Raw genomic sequence first — 16,232 nt, forward strand, 5'->3', positions numbered from 1 at the left:
CTGTAAGAGCCCTGTATTTGAGCAAGCGCTAGCATGAATCCGGGGGACCACACATGCCAGACGCCAGCTTGCTTGAAAAGCAGTACCAGGACGCCCACACCGAAAGAGACCGGGTCATGCTGCTGCTCCACACCCTCCCCGGACTGGTCGAGGCCTACCATCCACAGGCTGCCCACTGGGTGGACGTGGCCCTGGAAAGCAGCAAGCAGGTGGGATTGCTGGCCGAACATGCTGAACTGCTGCGGCTCAATGGTGTGCTGTGCCTGTACCGGGGCCAGAACATGCAGGCCTACCAGCACATGCTGGAAGCCCTGCAATACGCCAGGGACCTTCAACTGAACACCCTGCAGGCCGAAGTGTACCGCTGGCTGGGCAATGCCTGCACAGGCATGGGGCACTTCCATGAAGCCCTCTCCTGGTTTGAAGAAGGGCTCTCCCACACCTCTGCGCATGCCCTCACGGTGCAACATGTGCGCATTCAGGCAGGGATGTGCTGGCTGTACCGCCACAACAATGAACCCGCCCAGACCATCGAAAACGCCCGGCAGGTGACCCAGTACGCCTGCCAGAATGGCCTGCACGGTGAACTGGCTTTCGTGTACGCCAACGTGCTGGAGGCCCACCTGGACCTTTACGAGCAGGAACCGCACCCATGCCATCTGGAAAGTGCAGAGGTGGCCCTGGAAAGCTTCCGCCGGGTCATGCAGCAGAACCCCAGTGAAAGGCTCAAACGTTTTGAGCTGTACCTGCTCACCAAGCTGACCCTGGCCCGCAAAGACCTGGAAGCGGCAGAAAAGTACATCCAGGACCTTCTTGAGCGGCTTGGCGAAAAGAGCCAGGACACCCTGTACGGAGATGCCCACCTGGACCTTGTGGTGGTGCGGGGTCTCCAGGGGCGCTGGAGTGAAGCCCTGCACCACCTGTCCCTCAGCAGGCAGAATTTCGAGCAGGCCAGGGCCCGTTACGGGGTGATGCTGACCCTCAGGCAGGAAGCTGACCTGCTGGAGAAAAAAGGGGACTTTCAGGCGGCCCTCACGGCCTTCAAGCGCTACCATCAGGCTTTCGAATCCCAGGAAAGACAGCGGGCCAGGGAAAAATCCCAGATGCTCGGCATCAAACTGCAGGTGGAGGAAATCCACCATGAACTGCTGCAGCTGCGCACCCTCTCCCGCCAGCTTGAGGAGCAGAATGCTGCCCTGCACCAGAAAACCCACACACTGGCGCAGGAGGCCCTGATTGACACCCTCACCGGGCTTCCCAACCGCAGGGCGTTCAATGACCGTTTTGCCCGCATGATCCGCGACATGCAGCAACAACCAGGGCCGCTCGGGGTGGTGGTGCTGGACATCGACCACTTCAAGCAGGTCAATGACCGGTACTCCCATGAAACCGGAGACCGGGTCCTGACGGTGGTGGGAGGGTTGCTTGAACAGCACTGCCGGGGACAGGATTTTGTGGCCAGGTGGGGTGGCGAGGAATTTGTGGTGCTGCTTCCCGGCCTGGATGAAAGAACCTGCCATCAGGTGTGTGAGCGCCTGCGCCGCACCATTGAAGACCATGACTGGGCCCCTTACACCCCCGGGAAGTCTGTGACCGTCAGTGTGGGCTTTGCCGTGGGGCACTCCGACCTTGAAACCCTGTTCCGGGAGGCGGACCACCAACTGTACACCGCCAAGCACGCAGGCAGAAACACCGTGCGGCCCGACCGGACAGACTGATTTGCGGCAAAGACCGATGTTCGGGGCAACTGTTGCCGTATGCTGGAAGCATGCCCCTGGACAGGCCAGAGAAGCCCTTTTTTCGGGATGCTTCGTATCAGGACGAGTACTTCACCACCTTCGACCTCAAACAGCGCGGGTGGACGGCAACCATGATCAAAAAACTCCTCCCTGAGCATGATGCCGAGAAGGAGAACTTCATGCGGATTCCCACCCGTGCAGGACGCCGCAAAATCCAGCATCCGGTGAAGCTCTACGAGCAGGAGCGCATCAAGTACCTGGAGGACACCGAGGAGTTCTATGTGCTGTACGAGAAAGCCCAGAAGGCGCTCGCCAGAGGGGAGAAACGCCGGGAAACAGTGCTGGAGCAAAAAAGGCAGAAGGTGGAGGCCGATGTGGATGCTTACCAGCCTAAAATTGACCTTGCTGAAAGCTGGCATGTGAATCTGCGCAGGCACCGGGACCGGGTGGCCTCCCTCAGGGAAAACTGGGAAGAAGCCCGCATCCCTGAAGACATCATGGATGAAGCCACCTCCCGCCTGAAAGAAGAATTTCGGGACGCTTACCACCAGCAGAAGCACCCTGGAAAAAAACGCCCCCGCAAAAAAGTTGTTCTGGAGGACGACTGGTGAGATGGAGAGCCTTCGTCTCTCTGGGAAAATGGTGATGCTCCAGACAGAGGCCAACGGCAGGGCACAACCGAGAAGGGTAACAGGCTGTAGTTAAAGTACGTTGTTGTTGAAAAAGTACTTTTTGTCTTTCGGGTCAAAGATTGACATCAGTGCAATATGGCCATATGGGGTGATGTTGGATTGATCGCGTATAACGGCACGATAGATAAGATTGTTGGTCTTGTAGTAATATATTCCAGGTGTGTCATCCAAATCATCATTGATCATTTTTGCAATTGAACTTCCAGCTTCGCGCCCCGTATAGTACTGAAAGATTTCTCTAAATGAAGACAGAGCGATGAGTCCAACCAGGGCGTCAGCGGCTTTAGAAATGGCTTCAGGAGGCAAAATGACTCCTACTGCCATTTTTCTGATGTTGCCATTTTTGTCTCTGGTAAGAGTTAAGATGTAGCTCATCTGAAGGGTGCTGTCATCTACTTTGTAGTAGAGTATGCTAGCCCCAGACAAGTCTTTGGACTTCTCTTTCTTGCTGAGTGTGCAAGTGTTGATGCGACAACTGTCTGTTTTGAGAAGATCTGTAGATTTAAAAGTCTGGGCTGATACACACGGCATCACCAGAGAAGCTGCCAGGACCAGGGATCTCACTTTGGTTGCCTTTTTCATGACTCAGTTTATCATAAATTTCATGTTTCCACTGGGCCACACGAAAGTCAATGATCTTCTGTAATGAAGTGTTGAATGAAATATAGGTAGAGTCTACGAATTAAAGCGGTATCTCAGCCCATGTCGATGTATCTATCGTGTTTACTGATCCAGGCAGATGTTGCTTGAACCTTGAGTCAGTGTCCTGACCTTTCTATTCGCTTTGCTCAAGCAGAACTGAGCTCAGCTCAGTTCTGCTGAAAGCAGTAAAATCAGTTGGCCGTTGATTCCCGCCTTTGCACCTGCAAGGTCACCTCTGGGACCCGTGCAGGCAGACCATTCACCCTCTTCAGTAGCGCAAAGGTGGCTTCCCGGGCCAGATCCACCCAGGGGATCCCGACGCTGGACAGGGGAGGGGTCAGGTAGGCAGAGAAAGGCAGATCTCCAATGCCCATCAGGGCGACATCTGTCGGGACGTCCATCTTGGCTTGCTGCAGGGCCTGTCGTGCCCCGTAAGCCAGCAGGTCAGATGCAGCGAGGAGGGCTGTAAAAGTCCTGCCCTGTTCCAGCAGTTTCAGGGTGGCAGCCTGGGCTTCCGCTGAACCTGTGCAACCCGTGATGACAGCATTTTCTGGAGAAAGGCCCATGCCCTTTAGGGCTTCCTGAAAAGCCACTTTTTCGTCCTCTGTCTCACACACGAAAGCCAGCTTTTGATGTCCTTGCCCAAGCAGATGCAGGACAGCTTCCCTGATCGCATGACTTTGCTCCACCCACAGGCACTGTTTTTCCAGGCCTTTGACCCTGCGGCCCAGCACCACCATTGGAATCACTTCTGCAAGCTGCATCAATGAATCATCCGTGATGCGGTCATCGAGGATGAGCACAGCGTCCACCTCTGCACTCCACGGCTCGGCGCTGTACAGGGGAATGCAGTTTCCTGCGAGGGCGGCCTGTTCGATGCCCTGCATCATCATGCAGCGCACCGGGTCACTGATGCTGTCCACCAGCACCCCGATCGTGCAAGACGCAGCGTGCGTTTCATGGGAAGTGAAACCCGGGGCGTCAGGTCGTTGTTTTCGAGGGCTGGCATCCATGTGGCCGGAGGTGGAACGCAGGGTTTGAAGGGCAGCAGTCAGGGCTTGTGACATGGGGTCTCCCGGAAAATGGAGGGGGAAGCCTGGCTTCCCCACAACTCAGAGGTCTGCTACGGGTTCGGGCTGGTTTGCCTGGCTGGAGGGGAAAGAGGCACTCAGGAAGCCTTCCAGGACAGGGAATTCGCGGTACTCGAATCGGCTGAAGTCGGCTGCTTTTCGCTGGCCGGACATGTCATGGGCAGAGAGCGCAATGAAGGTTCCCGTGAATGCCAGTCCGCCGCAGTACTCGTCAGACAGTTTGTAACTGGGGTGGGCGGGTCCAAAGGGGGTCCACTGTGCACCATCAAGTGAGAAGTAAAACTGGTAGCTTTCGTGGGCGAAGCGCAGTCCCAGGTGCACGGCCTGATCGGGCAGGGAGATGGGGGTGCCAGATTCGCTGTACCTGCCGTTTTCGCAGGTCCCCAGTTTCAGGCAGCGTCCGAGCCTTTCATCCCAGGTGACCATCAGGAAGGTCCAGTTGCTGGTGTCGTAGTAGGCGCTCAGTCCGGCCATCTGCTGGAAGGTGTCAGGATCAAATTCGATGGTGGTCTGGGCCTCGGCATGGAAAGCCTGCAGGCGGCGTGCAACCAGGCTCTGGTGGTGCAGGGAGGTGGGGGATTCCCGCCCGACCAGCCTGAGGTGACCGGGACGCTCTGTGAAGTTGACCCAGCTTTCATCCATCGGGGTGCGCAGGGTCTGCCAGTGGATGCTCAGTCGGCCTGAGGCAAAATCCTCTGCTGCAGGCTCAGGTTCAAAAGGATGGGGAAGGAGGGACACCGGGACCTGTGCACTGGGGAAGTTGCCGCCGACCACGTAGGGCCAGCCGTCTTCACGCCACTCGACTTTCTGCAGGGAGGTTTCGCGGCCCAGGTTGCAGTGGCGCTCGGAGGCATGCATGTCTTCCAGAGGCCGTCCGCCCAGGTGGGCAAGGTACCATTCGCCACTCTGGGTTTCCACCAGGGAACCGTGTCCGGCCTTCTGCACCAGAATGTCGGGGTGCCCGAAGGAGGTCAGCAGGGGATTTTGAGGGTGCACTTCGTAAGGACCATCAATGTTTCTGGAACGTGCGAAGGTGACGGCGTGCTCGTAGGTGGTTCCCCCTTCTGCGGTGAGCAGGTAGTAGTAACCGTCTTTGCGGTACAGGTGGGGACCTTCGGTGACTTTCAGGGAGGTGCCCGTGAAGATGTTTTTGATGGGTCCAACCAGTTTTTGCTTTACAGGATCGTATTCCTGCAGCACAATGCCTGCGAAGGGGTGGTGTCCGGGGCGGTGGTCCCACAGCATGTTGGAGAGCCATTTCCTGCCGTCTTCGTCATGAAAGAGGCTGGGGTCAAAGCCGCTGGAATTCAGGTAAATGGGTTCACTCCAGGGGCCCTCGATGTTCTCGGCGGTCACCAGGTAGTTGTGGGTGTCCTTGAAAGAGCCATTGGTGGACCAGTGCTTCACGTCGGTGTAGATCAGGTGGAACTTTTCACCGTCGTGGGTCAGGCAGGGGGCCCAGATGCCGGCACTGTTGCTGTTGCCGCGCATGTCCAGTTGTGACTTGCGGGTGAGTGGGCGGGTGAGGAGCCTCCAGTTCACCAGGTCGCGGGAGTGGTGGATCTGCACGCCGGGAAACCATTCAAAGGTCGAGGTGGCGATGTAGTAGTCGTTGCCGACACGCAGGATGCTGGGGTCTGGATTGAATCCCCGCAGGATGGGGTTTTGCAGGAAGTGCTGGGTCATGTTGGCCTTTCAGGAGGAGGGGTGATGTGACCGGAAGCCTGTGTTCTGATATGATAACTGATAGCGCTAACTATAACCCTGTCAGAGAGGGCTGTCAATCCGGTCCCACAACCATGAAGACCTGTTCCATCTGATAAGATCACTGACACACCGGCCCTGCCGACCCTTCAAGAGGTGCCCATGACCGATACCCCCATCAAACTGGAAGACATCGCCCGACTGGCCGGGGTGTCCCCCATGACCGTGTCACGGGTGCTCAATGCCAAACCTGGCGTCTCCGAATCCACCCGCCAGAAAGTCATGGCCGCAGTGCAGGAAATGGGTTACGTTCCCAACCCCAACGCCCGCGCACTTGCAGGCAACACCACCCGGGTGCTGGGCATGCTGGTTCCCGATTTCACCACCGAATACATCTCCGAAATTGCCCGGGGGGCAGCCCTCGCTGCGAGCAGTGCCGGATATGAACTGGTGCTTTACACCAACGCCCACCAGCCCAATCACATCAACCGCCACGTCACTGCCCTCACCCGTGGCCTGATCGACGGCCTGATGGTGGTTTTGAACGACATCTCAGACGAGCAGCTTGAGGCCCTGCAGAACACCGGCATCAAACTGGCGATCATTGACCACCGCCACAACGTGCCCCACATCCCCTCTGTTCTGGCAGACAACTACCACGGGGCGAGGCGCATGATGGACCACCTGTTCTCCCTCGGGCACCGCAAGATTGCCTTCATCACCGGACGGATGGACACCGTGGCCAGCTTAGAGCGCCTCAGGGGTTACCAGGAAGCCCTGAAAATTCAGGGCCTCGAAGTGCGGGAAGAATGGATCATGCAGGGGGACTTCCTGCAACCCTCGGGATTCAATGCCACCCTGGAACTGCTGCAGCAGAAAGACCCGCCCACCGCCATTTTTGCTGCCAATGACACCATGGCGATCGGGGCCATGGACGCAGCACGCAGGCTGGGGTTTGACCTCCCCACCGACCTTTCCATTGCAGGCTTCGACGATGTGCCCAGGGCCTCCATCGTTCACCCGAACCTGACCACCGTCAGACAGCCCCTGCAGGAAATGGGTGCAGCGGCCACCCGCATGGTGATCTCCATGCTGAGTGGGGTGGAGATCACCGCCACTCAGTACGAACTGAAAACCGAACTGCAGGTGCGCCAGTCCACTGCAGCCCCGCGCCAGTCTGACTGACCCTTCTGGTCTCAAAACAGGGCAGGAAAAGCGCCCCCCTGCTCCTGCTTTTGAAGGAATTCCCACAGTCCCGGTTGCCTGAGACAGGTGAGACTGTGGTGAAATCCGCATGGCCACCCGGCAGGGGGCATCCACAACACACAACACAAACGGACCTCCCAGTGAACCTGGGATGTCATGATGCCTGCTGCCTGGCCATTCAACCAGAAACTGCCCTTTTTCATTCTGCACTGCAAGGAGACGATCATGAACCAACCCTCTTCCCGCCTGTGGGTTCTGCTGCTGCCACTCAGTCTGGCCTCCTGCAACCTGTTTCAGCCCCCCATCAAAAAGCCCATCGAGGTGCCCGGAGCCACCAGAATCCATGCCATTCAGGGGGCCACTCCCGCTGGGAATGCAGACAGTCCCCTCAAAGACAATGTGGTCACCGTGGGGGCAGTGGTGACGGCCATTTTCACCGGAGACAAACAGCTCGGGGGGTTTTTCGTGCAGGAAGAAACCCTGCACCAGGACAACAACCCTGCCACCTCGGAAGGCATTTTCGTGTACTGCTCTGACACCTGCAACACCCTGCCAGAACTGAAGGTCGGGCAGGTGGTCAGCGTCAAAGGGAAAGTCACCGAGTTTGGTGGCCTCACCGAACTGACCGACCTCACAGAAGTCAAAGTCCTGCAAGCCCAGACAGACCTGCCTGCCCCGGTGACCCTCACCCTTCCCTTAGCATCCCAGGACAAACTGGAGCAGTACGAGGGCATGCGAATCAAGACCAGTGGCGTGGTCACCGACAACTTCCTGCTCGGGCGTGGAGGAAGCGTGCGAATTGCCGACCAGCGCATCTTCCAGTTCACCCAGACCAATGCCCCGAGTGCAGCGGGGTACGCCGAATTCCTCAAAGACTTTGCCCGCCGAACCCTCACCATCGACGATGGATCACTCTCCCAGAACCCGGACCCGGTGGTTTTCGCCCGGGATGGCAAACCCCTCTCTGCCAGCAACACCCTGCGTGGAGGGGACAGTGCAGAAGTGACCGGGGTCCTCAGTTACAGCTTCGAAGGCTGGAACAATTCATCGGTGCGTTACCGGGTGCATGCCACCGACGCAAAATTCACCGGACCTGTCCGCCCTGCTGCCCCTGAGGCTGGGGCTGGCTCCCTGAAAGTGGCCGCCATGAACGTGCTGAACTACTTCAACGGAAACGGTGCAGGCGGCGGATTCCCCACCTCCCGTGGTGCAGAATCCACCGCAGAGTTTGAGAAACAGCAAACCAAGATCATCAAGGCGCTCGTGGGCCTGGATGCCGACGTGATTGGCCTGCTGGAAATCGAAAACGATTACAACACTGCCATTCCTGCGATCCAGACACTGGTCACGGCCCTCAACAGCGACCCCGGCGTGAAAGGCACCTACGCCTACGTGAACCCGGTCAGCAAGGTTGGCACCGACGAGATTGCCGTGGGCATCATCTACCGCAAGAACAAGGTGACCCCTGTGGGCACTTTTGCGGTGCTGGACAACCGGTTTGATCCAGCCTACCAGGACAACCGCAACCGCCCCACCTGGGCGAAGACCTTCAAGGACAATGCCACCGGAGGGGTCTTCACTGCCGTGGTCGCCCACCTGAAATCCAAGGGCTCTGGTTGTGGAGCTGGAGACGATGACACCACCACCGGACAGGGGAACTGCAACAAAACCCGCACCCAGGCGGCCAGCATCCTGATGGACTGGCTGAAAACCAACCCCACCGGAGTGAATGATGCAGACGTGCTGATCATGGGCGACCTGAATGCCTACCTCAAAGAAGACCCCATCCAGGCCATCCTGAAAGGTGCAGATGACACCGCAGGCACCGCAGACGACTTCGTGAGCGTCTTTGATGCCAATTCCTACAGCTACCAGTTCGATGGACAGTGGGGCAGCCTGGACCACGCCCTGGTCTCCAAACCCCTTGATGCCCAGCTGAAAGGCCGCACCAAGTGGCACATCAACAGCGATGAACCCACCGTGCTGGATTACAACGAGAACTTCAAATCCGCAGGCCAGAAGACTGGATTTTACGCCCCTGATCCCTTCCGTTCCAGTGACCATGATCCTTTGCTGTTTGGTCTGGACCTCACCGCAGATGCCGCAGTGCCTGCATCCCTTGAACTGCTGGTCTCCAGTGGCAGCGTGAGCATTGAGTCCGGGCAGAGCAGCAGCGTCAGTGTGGGTGCACTTGGCTCCAGCTTCACCGGGGATGTGACCCTGACCGCAGAGGTGCAACCAGCTTCTGGCATCACAGTGGAATTTGCAGGAGGCACCACCCTCCCCGCCGAGGGCAGCAAGACCGTTACCATCAATGTGCCCGCAGGAACCCCCAATGGAGCCTACACCGTCACCATCACCGGAAAAGGCACTGGTGTGGAAGATTCCGTGACCTTCACGGTCAATGTGACAGGTGGTGTTGTGGTGGTTCCAAAAGCCTGGATCAATGAAATCCACTACGACAATGCTGGAACGGATGTTGATGAATTTGTGGAGGTGATTGTGCCTGTCAGCCACACCCCCGCAGACCTGAAGGTGGTTCTCTACAACGGCAACGGCGGCAAAGCTTATGCCGCCGCAGCCCCCATTTTTGTCAAGGACTCTGGCACCTACAAAATCTACACCCTGACCAATCCTGCAGGGGGCATTCAGAACGGACCACCAGACGGAGTTGCTATTTGTGATGGCACCACCCTCATCCAGTTCCTCAGTTACGAAGGACCCATGACTGCCACCGATGGCTGTGCCAGTGGAGAGACCAGCATGGACATTGGGGTTGCTGAAGCAGGCACCGAAACTGCAGGCCAGTCGTTGCAACTCAGGGGCGCAGGCAACAAATACAGCGACTTCACCTGGATGGCCCCTCAGGCGCATACCCGGGGAGAAGTGAACACCGGGCAGACCCTCACTCCCTGATCTCCAGAACGAAAACACCCACCCCGGCACATCATTGCCGGGGTTTTCCATGGGTTCAGGATCATAAAAGGGACCTTTTACACCGCGTCTTTCACCTGCCCAACGTGCGTCTGCACGGTTCCCTGCTGCACCCTGAGCACCCCATCGAAACGCGCATGGTGTTTTTCACTGCCGTGCAGGATCACCAGCAGGGTTTTCCCGGCAGTGGCCTCAAAAATGGCCTCCATCACGGTGTCTTCGCTGCTGCGGTCCAGGTTGGCAAGGGGCTCATCCAGGATGTAGCAATCGGCGTCTTTCAGCAGGCACATCAACACCCCGAGTTTCTTTTTCTGGCCCAGGGACAGGTCCCCATAGGTGTGGTGCAGAAGATCACTGAGACCAAACCGCGCTGCCAGATTTTCACAGCGGTCTGCATCAAACTGGGAAAGCAACTGGAAGAGGGTCAACCCCGGGAAATTCACTGGTTCCACCACTGCACTCACCCGACCCGGCAAACTGATCTGCCCGGCCACGGGAACCAGCAGGCCTGAGAGCACATGGGCCAGGGTGCTCTTTCCAGAGCCGTTGGGGCCTTCAATCAACAGCCGTTGCCCGGCCTGCACGTTCAAATTCACACCATGCAGCATCCGCTGGGAGCCGTAGGAGAACTCCACATTCTGCAACACCAGATTCCCAGCAGGATTCGCTGGAAGGTCCTCCTGCTGGGCTTCCGCCTCAAATTCCATCAGGCGGGTGGTGGTTGCGCGAATCATCGCCATGCGCGGAACACTGTCCACCAGGGATTGCAGGGCGTTCACGGTGAGCCAGAAGGCATTCATGAAGGCCATCAGGCCCCCAAACGTCAGGTTGCTGGTCATGATGCTGTACCCACCCGCCACAATCACCAGCATCTCCATGATGCTCAAAAAGACCCCACTGAGGGCAGAGTAGACCGTCATGTTTCTGGTGCGCAGGTAATTGGCCTGCAGGTAACTTTCAAACCTCTGCCGGTACTGCTCCATGGATTTTGAGAGCAACTGGAAAATCCGGATGGTCTTGTAGGACTGCATCACTTTCAGGGTCACATCCCTGAGTTCTGCACTGCGTTCCTGCTCTGCACGGGTGTCCCGGTGGATTTTCCCCCCGTACTTGCGGGAGAGTTTCAGCAAAATCGGTGCAACCAGAGCGAGGGCGAGGGTCAGCTTCCAGGAGATCAGCAGGATGGTGACCAGACCCCCAAGGAGCGTTGCCGCTGAGCGAAAAAGCCCCAGGATGGTTTCCTGGGTGGGTTGCACGCTGGCCTGCACTTCATCGTAGGTGCGGGCCACAAAGTACCCTTCACCTTTCTCCAGAATGCGGGCGTAGGGGATGCGGAAATACGCCCGGGTGACCCTGAGGGCCAGGTCCAGCAACATGCGGTTTGAAAGTCTCTGCTTGAACAGCCGGTAATGGTAATCCACCAGCCTGAGCCCCACAAACAGCAAGAGGCTCCCGGAGGCCACCATCACGAACAGCGAGAAATTCTGCTTCATCACTGCCTCGTCAAAGAGCAGTTTGATGGCCAGCGGGTTGAGGATGCTCATCGCCAGGGCGTACAGCACCCCCCAGACGATGGCAATCACAAAGGCCTTCTTGTGGTTGCCGATCAAATAGTGAAGCAGACGGATCATGGGATTCCTCCTTTAAAATCTGAGGTTGAAAAACATGCAGGGGCGGGCCGTCGGCTCGCCCCAGGTTGTCAGGAATGGTTCTCTGCATGCCTCGTCCCTACACCTCTTTCTTTCAGCCCAGCACCAGTGCGTTTTTCCCAGCAGGGATGCTTTCCAGCAGGTGGTCGGGCAGGAAGTTGAAGTTCTGCTGCCCGCTCTTCAGGCGGTGCAGGAAAAGGGCAATGCCAGCCGAGCCCGTCGCGTAATCGGTGCTGATGCGGTGCAGGTAATCCCCGGGGAAGGCCAGTCCAGTGTCTTTCTGAATGCCGAAGAGCAGGATGCCCTGAGCGACCCGGTGGGCCAGCGGCAGGTAACTGTCGTCTTTGAGGAACTGCTGGCAGTCCAGCAGGTAATTTCCGAGTCCGGCCAGTCCCGAGAAGAAACTGGGGAAGAGGGCGTACTTGTGGGTCACGGCCCCCCGGATTTTGTCGATCAGGTCCCGGTATTCTCTCTTGCCTGTGACCTGGTGGTACCTGAGGAGCACCGTGCCCACCCCGGCACTGCCGTGTTTCAGGTAGGGGTACATGGTGTTGAGGCTCCTGGTGTTGTCCGGGAAGCCCAGTGTGCCTTCCTCGGTCTCTTTGGCGTAAGAGAGGTCAAAGGCGAGGGCTTTTTCACCGAATTCGAGGTACGTCTTTTCTCCCGTGGTGGCATGCAGGTACAGCAGGAACAGGGCAATTCCGCTCGATCCGTGGCTGAGTCCGATGGAGTAGACGCCACTGTGTTTGCTCCAGGCGTACCCTCCATTCACCTCGTGTTTTGTTTCCTGCAGCACCTCTGCCACCATGCGGGCCTCCTGCAGGTAATGGTCCTCTCCGGTTTTGTGGAACATCTGCAGGTTGGCGAGGCCATACCCTGCGGCTCCAGAGTGCAGGTCCATCGAGCGGAACAGCAGGGGGTGCAGTTCGGCGTGTTCCATCACCCGTTTTGCGGCCTGCAGGTCCCCGAGTTCAGCGAGTGCCCATGCCATCCCTGAGAGGCCCACGTACAATCCAGGCACGTAACTGGGGTTCAGGTCATGGTTTTTGATCCATTGCAGCACCTTTTCAGGGACTGTGCCCTCGATGGTGTGCATGGCATAAGCCACACCGAGAGCCCCGTGGTCAATGCTCAGGGGATTGTTGCTGTGGGGGCCATTGGGAAAGAGGCGGTCTTTGCGCTCAAAGGTCGCCACACTGCGGGTGTAAGCCAGAATCTGCTCCACCGCCTGTTCCAGCGCAACATCTTGCACTTTCTCTGGCGTCTGCAGAATCTGCATGCGGTTTTCCACCTGCAATTCCGGGTCTTCGAGCACCCGAATCACTTCTTCCAGGGTCAGGTAGGTGTCGTGCCCTCCGGTGAGGTTCACAATCAGGTCGGTGTACTTTCTGGGAATCCCGAAATCCTCATGCACCGCGTCCGTGAAGGTTCGAATGGCGTCGGGTTTGATGGTGGTGACCACCGTGAGGGGCATCATCAGGGACAGGAGGGTGCTGCCGAGAGCGAAATAATCGTCCTCAAAAGAGACCCCCTCCTGGCCTTTGCGTTTCTGGCTGGCGAAACCTGGAGTAAAGAGGTTCACGGGAGCGTCCACCCCACTTTCACAGGCCCCTTCAAAATCAATTAGTTTCACTTCCATGCTGTCCTCGGAGAGCAACATGATGTTGTTGGGCGAGAGGTCCCCGAAAACCACCCCCTGCTGGTGCAGTCCATGAATGCAGCGCACGATGCCCAGGGAGAGTTTGCGCAGTTGCTCAAACCACACCTTCACCTGCTCCGGGTCAATGCGGGTGCGGATGATCTTGCTTTTCTTCGCGGCGTAACCCCTCAGGGAATTCCCTTCAACCAGCTCCTGCACCAGAAAGTCGTGCTCCCACTCGGTGAAGTAATCAAGCGCTTCAGGAGCGAGACCCGTCCCGGAGAGTTTTTTCAGCAGCCGGTGCTCTTTTTTCAGCTGCCCGATGGCGTCGTTCCCGCTGGGGTTGATGTTGGTGAAAGGCCGGGCTTCCTTGATGACCACGGTTTTTCCGGTGTGCTGGTCGAGGGCGGTGTACACCCCTCCGGTGTTGGAGTGGCCCATCACCCCGGTGATCACGTAACGGCCCCCTTTGAGGCCCTCAGAGGTGTCTTCCTCCTCACTGGGGAAGGGATCAGCCGTCCATTCCGGAACGTAAAACTCTGGGTTTCGCTGATCGGGCACCTCTTCAAAAGTGGGGGAGAGGATCATCGGGGTGGCGTCCCCACCTGCATCAAAACGCTTGATGGACCGGATGCCCCCATAACGGTAGTACAGCACCTTGCAGTCTTTGTAACGCTTGTCGGACAGCACGTAAGGCCCCTCCTCCCCCTGCAGGGCCTGGTAGAGTTTTTCGATCAGGTGCTTAAAATGCGTCTCGTTTTTTGGGTAGAGGGTCATGAATTTGCCTGAAGACCCCCTTGCGCAGGCCTTGGAATTCAGCATCGCCAGAATGAAATAATCGCTGGCGAATTTGAACGCTGTTCCTTCCTGCACACAAACTTGAATGACGTTCTCCAGAATCCTCTCGGCATTTCTGGGGGTGGCCGAAACATGGATCTTCCAGCCCTGCACGGGTGCAGAGGCATCCAGGGGAATGGCATGCGTCCAGAAGGACTCCTGCACCAGCCTCCACATGCGGGGCAAAACCGCCCTGGCGTGGTCGTACAGGTGATTTCTGGGCTGGTACCGCTCGAAAGGCTCATAAAACTCCTGGCTGACATACAGGCGGTTCACCACCCGGCGCAGGCGGTCTTCGTGCATGGTGGATGTGATCTGTTCGGTCATGGTCCTTCTCCTCTTCAGAAACCACCCACGTGGCAGACAGGGCCAGAACCCTCCCGGGTGCAGGTTCTTACCCACACCCGGGCTGGACGGTGGTCAAGCAAGCTTGAAATTCAGTTCAGCTGGGCCTTGGTGCGGGTGCAGCCCTCACTCCAGGTGCTCCACTCGTCACTGGTGATGGTGTTGCAGCCTTCGCTGGCGGTGCTCCAGGCAGCGGCGTCCTGTTCGGCGGCACGGGACAGGGTTTGCAGTTTCAGGATCTTTTGCATGGTCAATCTCCTTGGGGTGTGAGAGGGCTTCTGAGGGATTGAAAAAAGGTTTATCGGCTCAGCTGGGCTTTGGTGCGGGTGCAGCCCTCACTCCAGGTGCTCCACTCGTCGCTGGTGATGGTGTTGCAGCCTTCGCTGGCGGTGCTCCAGGCAGCGGCGTCTTGTTCGGCGGCACGGGACAGGGTTTGCAGTTTCAGAATCTTTTGCATGGTGGTTCCTCCTTGTTGCTTTCGTCCATCGGTGGTTCCGCTGGCGATGACCCAGTTGTACCCTCACCCCAGGGAAGCCAGAGGGAATCAAGTTCAGGCACAAGGTGTGAAAGGTGGGGGAACATGCATGTTCACAGGGGTTCTCAGGCATGAATAGAAAAACCCTCCCTGGGAATCCAGGGAGGGTGAGGGTGTTCGGCTCACACCCAGTGTTTCAGCCCGTGGTTTTGCACATGCGCAGCATCTGCCCGGTACAGGGCGGCGTGTTCCAGCAGTTCTGGATTCTGTTTTCTTTCGGCCTGACGGGTGGAGAATTCCGCAAGTTCCAGCAGCCTTTTCTCCACCACCTCCAGCAAATCGCTTGCTCCAAAAGGGGCGCCGTAAGCGTCCAGCAGCAAATGCAGACGTTCTTTCACTTCATCGTCTGCAAACTGGATTCCCGTGAAGGTCTCGGGGCGGGTGAGGGGGACCATCCGGTAGGCCAGGTAAGCCACATCCCAGATGGCTGGACCGGGTGAGCAGGTGTCAAAGTCGATCACCCCCAACAGTTTCCCCTCCCGGAACACAAAGTTGTAAGGAGCAAAATCGTTGTGGCAGATGACCTCTGTGGGTTCATGGACTGGACTCTGCCACACCCCCTGCAGGTGAATCAGCCCTCTGGTGGCGTCGTGAAATGCCCTGAGCATCCTGGCGCTCTGCTGCAGGTTTTCCCTCTCCCACACCCACTGGGGCAGGGGATAACCGGGCACTTCACCTTCCAGAAATTCCAGCACTTCGCGGCCCTGGGAATCAAAACCAAAAGGCTCCGGGACCCACCTGACCCCGAGTTCCCGGACATGCCTGAGAAGCTGCTGGATGGTGGAACTCCAGGGACCTGCACTGCGGTGAACACGCTCTCCAATGCGGACCACAGCGGTCATGTTTCCTCCGGTGAGGGGTTCTTCCATGCAGCCATTCTATCTTGCGCCCCACAGGAAAAGACCTTTCAGTTTTTGCACTGAAAGGTCCGTTCTGGTTTTTGAAGTGGTTTTTACGTCCTGCTGGCGTCCTGCACCCAGTGCCCGAGGGCTTCCAGGGTCGCCCGCACCACGGTTCCCGAACTGAGGTTCATGTCGTGGCTCAGGTGCAAGAGGGCTGCGAGGTCTTCCAGGGGATACTGGTGCTGCTGGTATCCCCGCTCGATGGCCTGCAGGTGAAACAGTGCCGTGTGTTTCTTGTGTTCACTCCAGCTGGAGGTGAAAGGGTGGTCCTGCACGTACATGCGCAGGGTGCGGATCTGGTGGTCGAGGGCCGTGAC

Annotated in this window: 13 protein-coding genes; 4 read left to right on the forward strand and 9 right to left on the reverse strand. The window is 57.8% G+C overall.

Annotated features, from left to right (window positions below):
- The first annotated feature begins 53 nt into the window (after positions 1-53).
- Positions 54-1,718: a diguanylate cyclase domain-containing protein gene (locus DC3_RS12405; protein ID WP_146884725.1), complete on the forward strand. Its 1,665-nt coding sequence runs from the start codon at positions 54-56 to the stop codon at positions 1,716-1,718.
- Positions 1,719-1,768: 50 nt separating this feature from the next.
- The gene (locus tag DC3_RS12410; protein ID WP_146884727.1) at positions 1,769-2,350 is read left to right on the forward strand and encodes an ATP synthase subunit B family protein; all 582 of its coding nucleotides are present in this window, start codon (positions 1,769-1,771) and stop codon (positions 2,348-2,350) included.
- A 90-nt stretch (positions 2,351-2,440) separates the two neighbouring features.
- Here the strand turns inward: DC3_RS12410 and DC3_RS12415 are convergent, their stop codons facing one another.
- From DC3_RS12415 to DC3_RS12425, 3 genes are all read right to left on the reverse strand, one after another.
- Positions 2,441-3,013: a hypothetical protein gene (locus DC3_RS12415; RefSeq protein ID WP_146884729.1), complete on the reverse strand. Its 573-nt coding sequence runs from the start codon at positions 3,011-3,013 to the stop codon at positions 2,441-2,443.
- Between the two features lie 251 nt (positions 3,014-3,264).
- Positions 3,265-4,140, reverse strand: a complete 876-nt coding sequence (locus DC3_RS12420) for a substrate-binding domain-containing protein (RefSeq protein WP_146884731.1) — start codon at positions 4,138-4,140, stop codon at positions 3,265-3,267.
- Between the two features lie 45 nt (positions 4,141-4,185).
- Positions 4,186-5,850: a glycoside hydrolase family 43 protein gene (locus tag DC3_RS12425; RefSeq protein ID WP_146884733.1), complete on the reverse strand. Its 1,665-nt coding sequence runs from the start codon at positions 5,848-5,850 to the stop codon at positions 4,186-4,188.
- 180 nt (positions 5,851-6,030) lie between these two features.
- Between DC3_RS12425 and DC3_RS12430 the strand changes: the two genes are divergently transcribed.
- Together DC3_RS12430 and DC3_RS12435 are read left to right on the forward strand one after the other, a co-directional pair.
- Entirely contained in the window at positions 6,031-7,053 is a 1,023-nt protein-coding gene (locus DC3_RS12430; protein ID WP_146884735.1) for a LacI family DNA-binding transcriptional regulator, read from the forward strand.
- 246 nt (positions 7,054-7,299) lie between these two features.
- Positions 7,300-9,990, forward strand: a complete 2,691-nt coding sequence (locus tag DC3_RS12435; protein ID WP_186815998.1) for an ExeM/NucH family extracellular endonuclease — start codon at positions 7,300-7,302, stop codon at positions 9,988-9,990.
- Between the two features lie 77 nt (positions 9,991-10,067).
- Here the strand turns inward: DC3_RS12435 and DC3_RS12440 are convergent, their stop codons facing one another.
- The 6 genes from DC3_RS12440 to DC3_RS12455 all read right to left on the reverse strand — a co-directional run bounded on the left by DC3_RS12440 (position 10,068) and on the right by DC3_RS12455 (position 16,196).
- Complete coding sequence (locus tag DC3_RS12440) at positions 10,068-11,639, reverse strand: ATP-binding cassette domain-containing protein (protein WP_146884738.1); 1,572 nt, start codon at positions 11,637-11,639, stop codon at positions 10,068-10,070.
- A 112-nt stretch (positions 11,640-11,751) separates the two neighbouring features.
- Positions 11,752-14,460, reverse strand: a complete 2,709-nt coding sequence (gene lanKC / locus DC3_RS12445) for a class III lanthionine synthetase LanKC (protein WP_146884740.1) — start codon at positions 14,458-14,460, stop codon at positions 11,752-11,754.
- A 110-nt stretch (positions 14,461-14,570) separates the two neighbouring features.
- Positions 14,571-14,726 (reverse strand): class III lanthipeptide, encoded by a 156-nt coding sequence (locus tag DC3_RS29145; protein ID WP_186815999.1) that lies wholly within the window; start codon positions 14,724-14,726, stop codon positions 14,571-14,573.
- 50 nt (positions 14,727-14,776) lie between these two features.
- On the reverse strand, positions 14,777-14,935 hold the full coding sequence (locus DC3_RS29150) for a class III lanthipeptide (protein ID WP_186816000.1): 159 nt from the start codon (positions 14,933-14,935) through the stop codon (positions 14,777-14,779).
- A 200-nt stretch (positions 14,936-15,135) separates the two neighbouring features.
- Positions 15,136-15,882 carry a phosphotransferase gene (locus DC3_RS12450; protein ID WP_146884742.1) on the reverse strand — a complete coding sequence of 249 codons (747 nt, stop codon included), beginning with the start codon at positions 15,880-15,882 and terminating at the stop codon, positions 15,136-15,138.
- An 83-nt stretch (positions 15,883-15,965) separates the two neighbouring features.
- The gene (locus tag DC3_RS12455) at positions 15,966-16,196 is read right to left on the reverse strand and encodes a hypothetical protein (protein ID WP_146884744.1); all 231 of its coding nucleotides are present in this window, start codon (positions 16,194-16,196) and stop codon (positions 15,966-15,968) included.
- Positions 16,197-16,232 lie beyond the last annotated feature (36 nt).

Origin of the sequence: Deinococcus cellulosilyticus NBRC 106333 = KACC 11606, from assembly GCF_007990775.1 — a bacterium.
Lineage (GTDB): Bacteria > Deinococcota > Deinococci > Deinococcales > Deinococcaceae > Deinococcus_C > Deinococcus_C cellulosilyticus.

Coding starts and splice junctions, on each gene's coding strand:
- DC3_RS12415 (WP_146884729.1), bottom strand. CDS start 3,013: ATGAAAAAGGCAACCAAAGTGAGATCCCTGGTCCTGGCAGCTTCTCTG.
- DC3_RS29150 (WP_186816000.1), bottom strand. CDS start 14,935: ATGCAAAAGATTCTGAAACTGCAAACCCTGTCCCGTGCCGCCGAACAA.
- DC3_RS12420 (WP_146884731.1), bottom strand. CDS start 4,140: ATGTCACAAGCCCTGACTGCTGCCCTTCAAACCCTGCGTTCCACCTCC.
- DC3_RS12430 (WP_146884735.1), top strand. CDS start 6,031: ATGACCGATACCCCCATCAAACTGGAAGACATCGCCCGACTGGCCGGG.
- DC3_RS12425 (WP_146884733.1), bottom strand. CDS start 5,850: ATGACCCAGCACTTCCTGCAAAACCCCATCCTGCGGGGATTCAATCCA.
- DC3_RS12405 (WP_146884725.1), top strand. CDS start 54: ATGCCAGACGCCAGCTTGCTTGAAAAGCAGTACCAGGACGCCCACACC.
- DC3_RS12435 (WP_186815998.1), top strand. CDS start 7,300: ATGAACCAACCCTCTTCCCGCCTGTGGGTTCTGCTGCTGCCACTCAGT.
- DC3_RS12410 (WP_146884727.1), top strand. CDS start 1,769: ATGCCCCTGGACAGGCCAGAGAAGCCCTTTTTTCGGGATGCTTCGTAT.
- DC3_RS12440 (WP_146884738.1), bottom strand. CDS start 11,639: ATGATCCGTCTGCTTCACTATTTGATCGGCAACCACAAGAAGGCCTTT.
- DC3_RS29145 (WP_186815999.1), bottom strand. CDS start 14,726: ATGCAAAAGATCCTGAAACTGCAAACCCTGTCCCGTGCCGCCGAACAG.
- lanKC (WP_146884740.1), bottom strand. CDS start 14,460: ATGACCGAACAGATCACATCCACCATGCACGAAGACCGCCTGCGCCGG.
- DC3_RS12455 (WP_146884744.1), bottom strand. CDS start 16,196: ATGTACGTGCAGGACCACCCTTTCACCTCCAGCTGGAGTGAACACAAG.
- DC3_RS12450 (WP_146884742.1), bottom strand. CDS start 15,882: ATGGAAGAACCCCTCACCGGAGGAAACATGACCGCTGTGGTCCGCATT.